13 protein-coding genes are annotated in these 12,302 nt (G+C 59.8%); 10 read left to right on the top strand and 3 right to left on the bottom strand.

Features of this window, described 5'->3' with window-relative positions; translation table 11 throughout:
* Window positions 1-64 precede the first annotated feature (64 nt).
* The 7 genes from LOY50_RS06125 to LOY50_RS06095 all read left to right on the top strand — a co-directional run bounded on the left by LOY50_RS06125 (window position 65) and on the right by LOY50_RS06095 (window position 7,226).
* Complete coding sequence (locus LOY50_RS06125; protein WP_214511599.1) at window positions 65-1,096, top strand: ligase-associated DNA damage response exonuclease; 1,032 nt, start codon at window positions 65-67, stop codon at window positions 1,094-1,096.
* A complete protein-coding gene (locus LOY50_RS06120) occupies window positions 1,093-2,781 on the top strand; it encodes an ATP-dependent DNA ligase (protein ID WP_258690470.1) in 1,689 nt (562 codons plus the stop codon). Before LOY50_RS06125 ends, LOY50_RS06120 begins: the two co-directional genes overlap by 4 nt.
* A 244-nt stretch (window positions 2,782-3,025) precedes the next feature.
* Window positions 3,026-3,808 carry a transporter substrate-binding domain-containing protein gene (locus LOY50_RS06115; protein ID WP_003198409.1) on the top strand — a complete coding sequence of 261 codons (783 nt, stop codon included), beginning with the start codon at window positions 3,026-3,028 and terminating at the stop codon, window positions 3,806-3,808.
* A gap of 58 nt (window positions 3,809-3,866) precedes the next feature.
* Complete coding sequence (locus LOY50_RS06110) at window positions 3,867-4,595, top strand: ABC transporter permease (protein WP_253471968.1); 729 nt, start codon at window positions 3,867-3,869, stop codon at window positions 4,593-4,595.
* The gene (locus LOY50_RS06105) at window positions 4,592-5,302 is read left to right on the top strand and encodes an ABC transporter permease (protein WP_063322691.1); all 711 of its coding nucleotides are present in this window, start codon (window positions 4,592-4,594) and stop codon (window positions 5,300-5,302) included. The genes LOY50_RS06110 and LOY50_RS06105 overlap by 4 nt, the downstream gene beginning before the upstream one ends.
* A gap of 27 nt (window positions 5,303-5,329) precedes the next feature.
* Window positions 5,330-6,448, top strand: a complete 1,119-nt coding sequence (locus LOY50_RS06100; protein ID WP_003198402.1) for a succinylglutamate desuccinylase/aspartoacylase family protein — start codon at window positions 5,330-5,332, stop codon at window positions 6,446-6,448.
* Window positions 6,449-6,461: 13 nt separating this feature from the next.
* Window positions 6,462-7,226 (top strand): ABC transporter ATP-binding protein, encoded by a 765-nt coding sequence (locus LOY50_RS06095; RefSeq protein WP_053118987.1) that lies wholly within the window; start codon window positions 6,462-6,464, stop codon window positions 7,224-7,226.
* Window positions 7,227-7,514: 288 nt separating this feature from the next.
* Here the strand turns inward: LOY50_RS06095 and LOY50_RS06090 are convergent, their stop codons facing one another.
* On the bottom strand, window positions 7,515-7,721 hold the full coding sequence (locus LOY50_RS06090) for a hypothetical protein (RefSeq protein ID WP_003184748.1): 207 nt from the start codon (window positions 7,719-7,721) through the stop codon (window positions 7,515-7,517).
* 102 nt (window positions 7,722-7,823) lie between these two features.
* Window positions 7,824-8,390 carry a dCTP deaminase gene (dcd, locus tag LOY50_RS06085; protein WP_003184751.1) on the bottom strand — a complete coding sequence of 189 codons (567 nt, stop codon included), beginning with the start codon at window positions 8,388-8,390 and terminating at the stop codon, window positions 7,824-7,826.
* A 354-nt stretch (window positions 8,391-8,744) separates the two neighbouring features.
* On the opposite strand from dcd, the gene LOY50_RS06080 reads away from it, so the two are divergent.
* Together LOY50_RS06080 and LOY50_RS06075 are read left to right on the top strand one after the other, a co-directional pair.
* Entirely contained in the window at window positions 8,745-8,954 is a 210-nt protein-coding gene (locus LOY50_RS06080; protein ID WP_002554837.1) for a cold-shock protein, read from the top strand.
* A 131-nt stretch (window positions 8,955-9,085) separates the two neighbouring features.
* Window positions 9,086-10,513, top strand: a complete 1,428-nt coding sequence (locus LOY50_RS06075) for a toxin-antitoxin system YwqK family antitoxin (RefSeq protein WP_258690469.1) — start codon at window positions 9,086-9,088, stop codon at window positions 10,511-10,513.
* Window positions 10,514-10,742: 229 nt separating this feature from the next.
* Here the strand turns inward: LOY50_RS06075 and LOY50_RS06070 are convergent, their stop codons facing one another.
* On the bottom strand, window positions 10,743-11,750 hold the full coding sequence (locus LOY50_RS06070; RefSeq protein WP_253471966.1) for a DUF481 domain-containing protein: 1,008 nt from the start codon (window positions 11,748-11,750) through the stop codon (window positions 10,743-10,745).
* A gap of 136 nt (window positions 11,751-11,886) precedes the next feature.
* Here LOY50_RS06070 and LOY50_RS06065 point away from each other — a divergent pair, with 136 nt between their 5' ends.
* Window positions 11,887-12,264, top strand: a complete 378-nt coding sequence (locus tag LOY50_RS06065) for an MGMT family protein (RefSeq protein ID WP_408980858.1) — start codon at window positions 11,887-11,889, stop codon at window positions 12,262-12,264.
* Window positions 12,265-12,302: the final 38 nt, after the last annotated feature.

Genomic DNA, 12,302 nt, shown 5'->3' with positions numbered 1-12,302 from the left:
ACCCGATAGAACTTCTCCCCCCGCCCTCGCCTCTACCTGACAAGCCCATCGCTCCGGTGACTGCATGGATCTTGTCATTGCCCGCCCCGAAGGCTTGTACTGTCCGCCCGGGGATTTCTACATCGACCCGTGGCGTGCGGTGGAACGTTCGGTCATCACCCACGCCCACGGCGACCATGCCCGCAGCGGCAACCAACACTACCTGGCGGCGGCACCCGGCGAAGGCATTCTGCGTTCACGCCTGGGCCAGGACATCAACCTGCAAACCCTGTCCTATGACGAACGCCTGTCGCATCATGGCGTGACCTTGAGCTTTCACCCCGCCGGCCATGTGCTGGGCTCGGCCCAGGTGCGGCTGGAATATCAAGGCGAGGTCTGGGTGGCGTCGGGGGATTACAAAGTCGAGCCTGACGGCACCTGCACCCCGTTCGAGCCGGTGAAATGCCATACCTTCATCACTGAATCGACCTTCGGCCTACCGATCTACCGCTGGCAACCCCAGGCGCAGATCTTTGAAGAGATCAACCAGTGGTGGCGCGGGAACATCGCCGCCGGCCGAGCCAGCGTGTTGTTCTGCTATTCCTTCGGCAAGGCCCAGCGGATTCTCCACGGCATCGATGAAAGCCTCGGCCCGATCCTGGCCCATGGCGCGGTGGAGCCACTGAACCGGGTCTACCGCGAGGCCGGCGTTCACCTGCCGCCGACAATTTATGCCAGCGACATCGACAAGAACGACCCGATCATGGGCCAGGCGCTGGTCATCGCCCCGCCCTCTGCCGGGGGCAGCAGCTGGATGCGCCGCTTCGGCGACTACAGCGACGCCTTCGCCAGCGGCTGGATGCGCCTGCGCGGTACGCGGCGGCGCCGCGGCGTGGACCGGGGTTTTGTGCTGTCCGACCACGCCGACTGGCCTGGCCTGCTCTGGGCCATCGAACAGACCGGCGCCGAACGGGTGATGGTCACCCACGGTTCGGTAAGCGTGCTGGTGCGCCATCTCTGCGAGCAAGGCCTCGACGCCCAGGGGTTCAGCACCGAATACGGCGATGACGAAGAAGACCTCGCCACGGCCACCGACAGCGGTGTGGAGGCGTCATGAAAGCCTTCGCCGAGCTGTACGCCGAACTGGACGCCACCACCTCCAGCAATGCCAAGCTTGCCGCCATGCAAGCCTATTTCACCAAGGCTGCGCCTCAAGACGCGGCGTGGGCCGTGTATTTCCTGTCCGGCGGGCGTCCACGGCAACTGGTGCCGGTAAAAATCCTGCGGGAGTTGGCCGTGCAGGTGTCCGGGCTGTCCGCGTGGCTGTTCGAAGAGAGCTACCAGGCCGTGGGGGATTTGGCCGAAACCATCTCGTTGGTGTTGCCGGAATCGCCCCACCGTTCCGACGAGGGCCTGGCGTCGTGGATCGAGGAAAAACTGCTGCCATTGCGTGGCGAGTCGCCCGAGGTACTGGCGCTGCGCTTGCCCACGTTGTGGGCACAATTGGACCGGCCGAGCCTGATGCTGTGCATCAAGCTCATCACCGGCAGCTTTCGCGTCGGCGTGTCCAAATTGCTGGTCACCCGGGCCCTGGCCGGCATGGCCAACCTGGACAGCAAGCGGGTGGCCCAGCGTCTGGTGGGCTACACCGACCTGTCCCATCGTCCCACGGCCGCCAGTTACCTCAAGCTGATCGCGGCCGAATCCGACGATGAACATGCCCAGCGCGGCGGCCAGCCTTATCCGTTTTTCCTGGCCCACGCCTTGTCTGCCCCGGTGGAGCAACTCGACACCCTGCTGGGGCCGGCCAGCGACTGGCAGGTGGAATGGAAATGGGACGGCATCCGCTCCCAAGTGATCAAGCGCGACGGCCATTTATGGATCTGGTCCCGAGGCGAAGAACTGGTGACCGAGCGCTTCCCCGAACTGCACGCCCTGGCGCAGGCACTGCCCGACGGTACCGTGATCGATGGCGAAATCGTGGTGTGGAAAACCGCCCGGCCGGTGACCGAGGACGCCTTCGACCCGGAGGCGCCGCTGCAACCGGCGGTGCAACCCTTCGCCCTGTTGCAGCAGCGCATCGGTCGCAAGACCCTGGGCAAGAAAATCCTCGACGATGCGCCGGTGGTAGTGATGGCCTACGACCTGCTGGAATGGCAGGGCGAGGACTGGCGCAGCCGTCCCCAGGCTGAGCGCCGCGAACGGCTGGAGGCACTGATCGCCCATGTTCACAGTCCGGTGTTGTTGCCATCGCCGACGGTCACCGGCCAGGACTGGTTCGACCTCGCCCGGCAACGCGAAACCTCTCGCCGCCTCGGTGTCGAAGGCATGATGCTCAAGGCCCGCAACGCGCTGTACGGCGTTGGTCGCACCAAGGACATGGGCGTGTGGTGGAAATGGAAGATCGACCCCTTCAGCGTCGACGCGGTGCTGATCTATGCCCAGCGCGGCCATGGTCGGCGCGCCAGCCTGTACAGCGACTACACCTTCGCCGTATGGGACAACCCGCCGGACAGTCGCGAGCGCACACTGGTGCCATTTGCCAAGGCTTATTCAGGGCTGACCGATGCAGAAATGCGCCAGGTCGACAACATCGTGCGCAAGACCACCGTGGAGAAGTTCGGCCCGGTGAGCAGCGTCACGCCCACCCTGGTGTTCGAACTGGGTTTCGAAGGCATCGCCCTGTCCAATCGCCACAAGAGTGGGATCGCGGTGCGCTTTCCACGGATGTTGCGCTGGCGCCAGGACAAGCACGTCGACGAGGCCGACACACTGGCGACGCTGCAAGACCTGCTGAAATAGCAGGCACTCCCTCGCCACAAAGACCAAACCCAACACAACGTACGCTCCATCCCGGTGCGCTTTTTGATGTACGCTCGTCCTCGCGCACCAACGCGTTCCGTCTCCCGCCGCCAGTGCTTTTAAAACACTTGTTCGGCACTCTGGTTCGGAAATTGCTACCTTTATGCCGTCATACCGTTCTCGCCTTCACCGGTAACAATACTTACGCGCCACAAGCGCTCATATTGGTTTTAGGGATTGAATAATGAAAAAAGCACTGCTGACCCTTTCTGCACTGGCGTTGTGCATGGCTGCTGGCGTCGCCACGGCCAAGGAATACAAGGAACTGCGTTTTGGTGTCGACCCTTCCTACGCCCCATTTGAGTCCAAAGCCGCCGACGGCAGCCTGGTCGGTTTCGACATCGACCTGGGCAACGCGATCTGCGCAGAGCTGAAGGTCAAATGCAAATGGGTCGAAAGCGATTTCGACGGCATGATCCCGGGCCTCAAGGCCAATAAATTCGACGGCGTGATCTCCTCCATGACCGTTACCCCGGCTCGTGAAAAAGCCATCGACTTCTCCAGCGAGCTGTTCTCCGGCCCAACGGCCTATGTCTTCAAGAAAGGCTCGGGCCTGAGCGAAGACGTTGCCTCGCTCAAAGGCAAGACCGTCGGCTACGAGCAAGGCACCATCCAGGAAGCCTACGCCAAGGCCGTGCTGGACAAGGCCGGTGTGAAGACCCAGGCCTACCAGAACCAGGACCAGGTTTATTCCGACCTGACCTCCGGCCGCCTCGATGCGGCGATCCAGGACATGCTCCAGGCTGAGCTGGGCTTCCTGAAGTCGCCAAAAGGCGAAGGCTATGAAATCAGCAAGCCAGTGGACAGCGAACTGCTGCCAGCCAAGACCGCCATCGGTATCAAGAAAGGTAACAGTGAGCTGAAGGCGCTTTTGGATAAAGGTATCAAAGCGTTACACGACGACGGCAAGTACGCCGAGATCCAGAAAAAACACTTTGGCGATCTGAATCTGTACAGCGGCAAATAATGCGCGGCGCCCATCCGGTCTCGGATGGGCGCTTTTCTCCTGCCAAAGGCTTTCTTCCATGTTCGAACAACTCCTACAAAATCTGGGGCTCTCCGCCTTCAGCCTGCAGGGCTTTGGCCCGCTGCTGATGCAAGGCACCTGGATGACCATCAAGCTGTCGGCCCTGTCCTTGCTGTTGAGCGTCTTGCTCGGCCTGCTGGGCGCCAGCGCCAAGCTTTCCAGCGTCAAACTGCTGCGAATCCCTGCCCAGCTCTACACCACGCTGATCCGCGGCGTGCCGGACCTGGTGCTGATGCTGCTGATCTTCTACAGCCTGCAAACCTGGCTGACCTCGCTTACCGACTTCATGGAATGGGAATACATCGAGATCGACCCATTCGGCGCCGGGGTGATCACCCTGGGCTTCATCTATGGCGCGTACTTCACCGAAACCTTTCGCGGCGCGATCCTCGCGGTCCCCCGAGGCCAGGTCGAAGCCGCCACCGCGTATGGCCTCAAGCGTGGCCAGCGCTTTCGCGTCGTGGTGTTCCCACAAATGATGCGCTTTGCCCTGCCGGGTATCGGCAACAACTGGATGGTGATACTCAAGGCCACTGCGCTGGTATCGATCATCGGCCTGGCCGACCTGGTCAAGGCGGCCCAGGATGCGGGCAAGAGCACCTACCAGCTGTTTTACTTCCTGGTACTGGCGGCACTGATCTATCTGCTGATCACCAGCGCGTCCAACGTCATCCTGCGCTGGCTTGAACGCCGCTACGCCGCCGGAGCCCGGGAGGCGGTGCGATGATCGAACTTCTGCAAGAATACTGGCGGCCATTCCTTTACAGCGATGGCGTCAACGTCACGGGCCTGGCCATGACCCTGTGGCTGCTCAGCGCCTCGCTGCTGATCGGTTTCCTGGTATCGATCCCGCTGTCCATCGCCCGGGTTTCACCCAAGTTCTACGTCCGCTGGCCGGTGCAGTTCTACACCTACCTGTTCCGTGGCACACCGCTCTATATCCAACTGCTGATCTGCTACACCGGCATCTACAGCATCGCGGCGGTGCGCGCCCAGCCCCTGCTCGACAGTTTCTTTCGCGACGCAATGAACTGCACGATCCTGGCCTTCGCCTTGAACACCTGCGCCTACACCACGGAAATTTTCGCCGGGGCGATTCGCAGCATGAACCATGGCGAAGTCGAGGCGGCCAAGGCCTACGGCCTGACCGGTTGGAGGCTGTACACCTACGTGATCATGCCGTCGGCGCTGCGCCGCTCGCTGCCGTATTACAGCAACGAAGTCATCCTGATGCTGCACTCGACGACCGTGGCGTTCACCGCTACCGTTCCAGACGTGCTGAAAGTGGCCCGGGACGCCAACTCGGCGACGTTCCTGACGTTCCAGTCGTTCGGGATCGCCGCGTTGATCTACCTGACCGTCACCTTTGCACTGGTGGGCCTCTTCCGCCTCGCCGAACGCCGCTGGCTGGCCTTTCTCGGGCCGACCCACTAGGGCTTTTGTTCCAGGACACACACGCACATGCGCCACCAGATCCATGACCTGCTGGCCCCAGTACCGGGGACCGCACGCAAGATCCACAGCTTCCACTTCGGCCCGGAAAAAGCCGTCGGCAAAATCTATATCCAGTCGTCCCTGCACGCCGATGAACTGCCGGGCATGCTGGTCGCCTGGCACCTCAAGCAGCGCCTGGCCGAACTCGAAGCGTCGGGCCACCTGCGGCACGAGATCGTGCTGGTGCCCGTCGCCAACCCCATCGGCCTCGAACAAGTGCTGATGGACGTGCCCCTGGGCCGCTACGAAACCGAGAGCGGGCAGAACTTCAACCGCCGCTTCGTCGACCTGAGCGAAGAGATCGGCAACGAAATCCAGGACCTGCTCACCGACGATCCGCAGCACAACCTGATGCTGATCCGCACCAGCCTGCGCGACGCCCTCGCCCGGCAGACCCCAGGCACGCAACTGCAATCCCTGCGCCTGGCCCTGCAACGGCTGGCCTGCGACGCCGACATGGTGCTGGACCTGCATTGCGACTTCGAAGCCGTGGCCCACCTCTACACCACGCCCGAAGCCTGGCCACAGGTCGAACCACTGGCCCGCTACATCGGTGCCGAAGCCTGCCTGCTGGCGACCGATTCGGGCGGCCAGTCGTTCGACGAATGCTTCACCCTGCTCTGGTGGCAACTCAAGGAACGCTTCGGCGAACGCTTCGAGATTCCCCTGGGCAGTTTTTCGGTCACCGTGGAGTTGCGTGGCCAGGGTGACGTCAACCACGGGCTGGCGAGCCTGGACTGCCAGGCCTTGATCGAATACCTGATCCGTTTCGGGGCCATCGACGGCGAACCGATGCCCATGCCCGAGTTGCCCTACCCGGCCACGCCACTGGCCGCTGTCGAGCCGGTGGCGACGCCCGTGGGTGGGTTGCTGGTCTACAGCGCCCTGCCCGGCGAATACCTGGAGGCGGGGCAGTTGATCGCGGAAGTCATCGACCCGGTCAACGACACCGTCACCCCCGTTCATTGCCGTAACGCCGGGCTGCTGTACGCCCGTTCGCTGCGCCGCATGGCCACGGCCGGCATGGTGATCGCCCATGTCGCCGGCACCGAAGCCTATCGCAGCGGCTACCTACTTTCGCCTTGAGGATGCATGCTCCATGTACAAACTGACCATCGAAGGCCTGCATAAAAGCTATGGCGAACATGAAGTGCTCAAGGGCGTTTCGCTCAAGGCCAAGACCGGCGACGTCATCAGCCTCATTGGCGCCAGCGGCTCAGGCAAAAGTACCTTTTTGCGCTGCATCAATTTCCTGGAACAACCCAACGACGGCGCCATGAGCCTGGACGGCCAGCCGATCCAGATGATCAAGGACCGCCACGGCATGCACGTGGCCGACGCCGACGAACTGCAACGCATCCGCACGCGCTTGGCCATGGTGTTCCAGCACTTCAACCTGTGGAGCCACATGACCGTGCTGGAAAACATCACCATGGCACCGCGCCGGGTGCTGGGGGTCAGCAAGCAGGAAGCCGACGACCGCGCCCGTCGTTATCTCGACAAGGTCGGCCTGCCGGCACGGGTCGCCGAGCAATACCCGGCGTTCCTCTCCGGCGGCCAGCAACAGCGCGTGGCCATTGCCCGCGCCCTGGCGATGGAGCCGGAGGTGATGCTGTTCGACGAACCCACCTCGGCCCTGGACCCGGAGCTGGTGGGTGAAGTGCTGAAGGTGATCCAGGGCCTGGCTGAGGAAGGCCGGACCATGATCATGGTGACCCACGAAATGAGTTTCGCCCGCAAAGTCTCGAACCAGGTGCTGTTCCTGCACCAGGGCCTGGTGGAAGAAGAAGGCGCGCCGGAAGACGTGCTGGGCAATCCCACCAGTGAACGGCTCAAGCAGTTTCTCAGTGGCAACCTGAAATAAATTTCGGACTCCCCTGAAAAGGAGGCGCCAGGCGCCAATGCCTGTCAGTTAGGAGCAAACGGCATAAATCCTGGGGGAACAAAGCTTGCTCGCGATAGCGGCAGAGTCGCCAATATCTTAGTCGGCCGGCTTACCGTAATCGCGAGCAAGCTTTGCTCCCACAGGTTTGCTGCTTAACTGACTTGCATTCGGCGCCAGGCGCTGCTTTTGTGGCGAGGGAGCTTGCTCCCGCTGGAGGCGCAGCCTCCCCTTGCAGCGTGTCATCCAGATCCAGGGGGCCATGATTCATCAGGCAACAGGCGCAGGAGGCGGCTCGTCCGGCAGGGTAGGTTCGCCGGGCTCGGTAGGTTGTTCGTTGGGGGTATCGGGATCAGGCTGGCCAGGGATGCCGCCCGCCGCTTCGACAGGATGGGCCAGCAATGACCAGGCCATGACGCCGATCTGATTGGGCTCAAGCCTTGCCAGTTCGGCACTGATTCGCGGATCGATCTTCATAGAGCAGCTCCTGAGCGAAGGCCCGCTGCGCTGACGCACAAAAACGGGCAGTACACGCAATAGAGTGTCTGCCCGCCCAGGAATTCCAACAGCTCGTCAGATTCAGGTACGCGGCAGCGTCACGCCGCGCTGGCCCTGGTACTTGCCGCCACGATCCTTGTAGGAAACCTCACATTCTTCATCGGATTCCAGGAACAGCATCTGCGCCACACCCTCGTTGGCGTAGATTTTCGCCGGCAGGGTCGTGGTGTTGGAGAATTCCAGGGTCACGTGGCCTTCCCACTCGGGTTCCAGCGGCGTGACGTTGACGATGATGCCGCAACGGGCGTAGGTGCTCTTGCCCAGGCAGATGGTCAGTACGTTGCGCGGAATGCGGAAGTACTCGACGGTACGGGCCAGGGCGAAGGAGTTCGGCGGGATGATGCACACGTCGCTCTTGACGTCGACGAAGCTCTTCTCGTCGAAATTCTTCGGGTCGACGGTGGCCGAATTGATATTGGTGAACACCTTGAATTCGTCGGCGCAGCGCACGTCGTAGCCGTAGCTGGAGACACCGAAGGAGATCAGCCGGTCGGCGCCTTCGCCACGCATCTGGCGTTCGACGAAGGGCTCGATCATGCCGTGCTCTTGCGCCATGCGGCGAATCCACTTGTCCGATTTGATGCTCATGGCGGTTTCCTGAAATAGCGAGGTGGAAAAAATACGTCCGGCATCTTACCGGGGCGCGGGGCAGGGTTCAAAGCACGGCGCGTAAATCTCGCCGATCCGCCTTGATTTCCGGGTCCTGCCGGCCATCGCCCGCGCCGTCAGTCACCAAATAAGAGAAACCTTCGCAAAGACCATTGGCACATTCTGGAAAAAGGGTTAAGGTGGCGCCACTGTGTTGCTTGTGTCACTGAGAATCTCTACACGATATGTTGAATTTCGATCCAACCATCTACAAGAATTTTTCCTGCTCTTTGCACTCAGTCTCGGCCAGGGTTCTTCCTGAGTCGCAGTTATCTTTGTTCAAGGAGTTACACCATGTCTAATCGCCAAACCGGTACCGTTAAGTGGTTCAACGATGAAAAAGGCTTCGGCTTCATCACCCCACAATCCGGTGACGACCTGTTCGTTCACTTCAAAGCTATCCAATCCGACGGCTTCAAAAGCCTGAAAGAAGGCCAACAGGTTTCTTTCATCGCTACCCGCGGTCAGAAAGGCATGCAAGCTGAAGAAGTTCAAGTTATCTAACTTGTCCTTGCTTTAGTAAAAGGCCCCGCCCTCAAAAGCGGGGCTTTTTTGTGTCCGAGTGTTTTACCAGCCCTCAGCCCCGCTTCTGCTCTATATGATTCGCACCCTGAAAATCACATGGAAGAAGCAGGATGCAGCTCATTTCCTGGAAGGCGCTCAACGCAGCACTACTCGTTTTTGCCCCTCCTCTCAATGCAGAATCACGACCTGATCACCCTTCGGTCATAACAGCGATGAATCCTCGCGCCACGTACCTGGCGAAAGGTCCAGAGGTTAACGGCCACTCCGCAATACAGTTAAGAGCCGCAGCACGCCTGACCCTCTCTACACCTCACTCCTGCGGGAGCAACGAGGTTTACCTCACCCCTGAATCCATAGGGGTGCCAGATGAATCGTTTCGGCGGGCACTTGGCGAAGTTCAGGATCTGATAGACCAGAAAACCCCTCTTCTCTTGACGCTTTCAAACTGCGAACGCAAACGCGCTTTTCTTGAAAAAGTCCGCCCCTGTACCCCCGAAAAATGCGGCGAGCTGACCGCTACGCTGGTCGACGGAAAACTTTTTCTGGATGAGGACTATAAACCAACGGGAAAAAGTCTCGCGGCTTATTACCTGGAAATGCCTATGCCTTACGACAGCAAACGCCAGGCATGGCGGGCGAAAGTTTTTTACGTCAACTCCCGAGCTCTGCGCTACGACTACTTCGTAAATGCGGAAGATTTCGCTTCAAGCCGCCCCGTATTCGAAGCCAAAGCCTATTATCCAACCGGGCAGCTACACCATCGCTACCAAAATGATCGGGATGGCCTACGCCAGGGAGAATCGCTGACCTACTCCCGAGACGGCGTGATCATCCAACGAGAAAATCACCTGAACAATGAGCTGGACGGTTGGCAAACCACCTATCACGACAACGGCAAAATCGCCGATTCCTTCAAATGGCATCAAGGCACGCTGGAGGACGGTGAGTATCTTGAATATGACGAAAACCAAAGGGTGATTGGCCGAACCAGCTATAAGGCTGGCGTGTGGGATGGACCGGCTCTGGCTTACTACCCGAACGGTAAGCTAAGAAGCCGCACATTCTTCGTTCGTGGCAAAGCTCAAGGTTTCAGCCCCATCTATTTTGAAAATGGCGCGCTCCAGGTATCTCGGAACTTGCTCAACGGTAAGCCTGATGGCTGGGTGGTAGAGTACTTTCCCAATGGCAAGACCAAAAGAAAGGAGCTCTATCAGCGTGGGATGCAGCGCAGCTACGCTCTCTGGAACGAGCAGGGTACCCAAACAATCGAATGGCAGTGGGACGAACATAAACGCGAACAAGGCAATTTCAAGCAGTGGTATGAAAATGGCCAGCTCAAGGAGCATAAGACCTACAAAGACGGGCAGCTTCAAGGGCACGTCAAAAACTGGGCAGAAAACGGTCAGCTGCGCTCATCCGTTCACTATCGGGATAACAAACGCCACGGCACCAGCCAATACTGGACTGGCAATGGAAAGCTAGTGGAAGACTGCAAATACACCAACGGTGTACGCGAGCAGGAATGTCAACGCGGGTAAAGACCCAGCCTAGCTAACTGAACTGCCCATCATCATTGGTTACCGAAAAGCTCTGTAACCGAATCAGCCGACAGAGTGTTTTTGATAACGCGCCCCAGTTTTACCCGCGCACAAAAAACTGTGGGAGCGAGCTTGCTCGCGATAGCGGTGGACCAGCAACATCAACGCTGACTGATAGACCGCTATCGCGAGCAAGCTCGCTCCCACAGGATTTGTTAATCGCCTGGGATTACCAGGTCACGCCAAATCCAGCCGTGTAGCGCGTTTTGCTCAAGTCGCTGTCCTCGGTGCCTTCAATGACATCCTTCTCAGCCTTGAGGTTGAGCGACGCCCAATCGGTAACCTTGTAGCGCAACCCCACTTCAGCGTCGTAGGCGTAATCCGCCACGTCGGACAGTGGCTTGCCCACTTCACCGTTGGTGAAGAACTCGACGCGCTTGCCAATCAGGTAGCGGTTGTAGTCCCACTTCATGGCGACGGAATAGAAGTTGTCCTTGCCGCCGTCGCGGTATTCATAGTCGGTGCGGTTCAACAGCGACCCCAGCGAGAACGCGCCCAGTTCGTCATCCCAGAACTGATAGCCCGGACCGGTACCCACCACGCGCTGGCGTGCCAGGTCTTCGACTTTGTCGCGCTTGTAGTTCAGGCGACCTTGCCAGAACCACTTGTCGGTGATGAACCGGTCGAGGGAATACTCCAGGCGCCAGTTATCGGCGGAAACCACATCGTCCTGGAATTCACGGTTGTATTCGCCCTCGGCGGTGTGCCGCCATCTGCCGTGGCGCGCCGAAGTCTTGAAGTCGATGTCGTAATCGTCGGTATCGTTTTCCGCACGCTGGTAATCCAGCGCGGCATCGATATTGCCCTTCCACACCAGGTCCTCGACCACCGGCTTGGGCTTGAGGATCTGCTGGATACTGGCCAGATCGACAGTCTTGGGCGCATCACCGTTGGCCAAGGTGACCTTGCCATCCTCGGCCGCATGCAGCGCCTTGGCTTTCTCGCCGGTATAAGCATCCTGCTTGACCAAAAGTTGCTGATCACTCTCCAGCGTCTTGACCTGTTTCCAGTCGACGGGAATCGCCCCGGCGTAATCGGTCTGGATCAGCAACTTGCCGCCATCAAAAACGGTAATCTTGCCGCTGAGTTTGTCCCCATTCTTCAACCAGACGGTGTCGGCAAGCAAGGGCATGGAGGCACTGGCAACAGCCAGGCAAAGCAGGGTTCTAGACAACATAAGCGATAAAGGGCTCAAGTTTGCGGTGAAAAGGCGGCATTATCCCCCAGGATGACACCTCAGCAAGGACTGACCCGCGTAAGGGTGATGAGTTCATTTCTCAATCAGCGCTGTAGGAATTAATCTACAGACGGACATCCCCATTTCAGGAACCCTTTACGTGACCGATACCCCAGCGGGCACCGAGAACGCCGCCCAAATCCGCCGCACCACCCTTTACCTGACCCTGGCACAGGTGCCAGCGGGCAAGGTGGTCACCTATGGCCAACTGGCTGAAATGGCCGGCCTGGGCCGCGCGGCGCGCTGGGTCGGGCGGACCCTCAGCCAATTGCCGAACGACACGAAGCTGCCCTGGCATCGGGTATTGGGTGCCGGCGGTCGGATCAGCCTGCCGGCGGGCAGCGCTTCAGGGGATGAACAGCGCGCACGCCTGCGCATGGAAGGGATCAGTGTCCTGAACAATCGTGTTGATATTCAGCGCCATGGCTGGCGCCCGGTAGAGCACAGCGGTTAGAGTGCGCGCTTTGTTTTCGCAATTTTTGAGGCAGACTC

Origin of the sequence: Pseudomonas sp. B21-010 (assembly GCF_024749325.1) — a bacterium.
GTDB classification, from domain to species: Bacteria; Pseudomonadota; Gammaproteobacteria; order Pseudomonadales; family Pseudomonadaceae; genus Aquipseudomonas; species Aquipseudomonas kilonensis.
This window is presented reverse-complemented; position numbering and strand designations above follow the sequence as displayed.

Bases quoted from the DNA above. Each gene is read 5' to 3' on its own strand.
- LOY50_RS06125 (WP_214511599.1), top strand. From the start codon at position 65: ATGGATCTTGTCATTGCCCGCCCCGAAGGCTTGTACTGTCCGCCCGGG.
- LOY50_RS06120 (WP_258690470.1), top strand. From the start codon at position 1,093: ATGAAAGCCTTCGCCGAGCTGTACGCCGAACTGGACGCCACCACCTCC.
- LOY50_RS06115 (WP_003198409.1), top strand. From the start codon at position 3,026: ATGAAAAAAGCACTGCTGACCCTTTCTGCACTGGCGTTGTGCATGGCT.
- LOY50_RS06110 (WP_253471968.1), top strand. From the start codon at position 3,867: ATGTTCGAACAACTCCTACAAAATCTGGGGCTCTCCGCCTTCAGCCTG.
- LOY50_RS06105 (WP_063322691.1), top strand. From the start codon at position 4,592: ATGATCGAACTTCTGCAAGAATACTGGCGGCCATTCCTTTACAGCGAT.
- LOY50_RS06100 (WP_003198402.1), top strand. From the start codon at position 5,330: ATGCGCCACCAGATCCATGACCTGCTGGCCCCAGTACCGGGGACCGCA.
- LOY50_RS06095 (WP_053118987.1), top strand. From the start codon at position 6,462: ATGTACAAACTGACCATCGAAGGCCTGCATAAAAGCTATGGCGAACAT.
- LOY50_RS06090 (WP_003184748.1), bottom strand. From the start codon at position 7,721: ATGAAGATCGATCCGCGAATCAGTGCCGAACTGGCAAGGCTTGAGCCC.
- dcd (WP_003184751.1), bottom strand. From the start codon at position 8,390: ATGAGCATCAAATCGGACAAGTGGATTCGCCGCATGGCGCAAGAGCAC.
- LOY50_RS06080 (WP_002554837.1), top strand. From the start codon at position 8,745: ATGTCTAATCGCCAAACCGGTACCGTTAAGTGGTTCAACGATGAAAAA.
- LOY50_RS06075 (WP_258690469.1), top strand. From the start codon at position 9,086: ATGCAGCTCATTTCCTGGAAGGCGCTCAACGCAGCACTACTCGTTTTT.
- LOY50_RS06070 (WP_253471966.1), bottom strand. From the start codon at position 11,750: ATGTTGTCTAGAACCCTGCTTTGCCTGGCTGTTGCCAGTGCCTCCATG.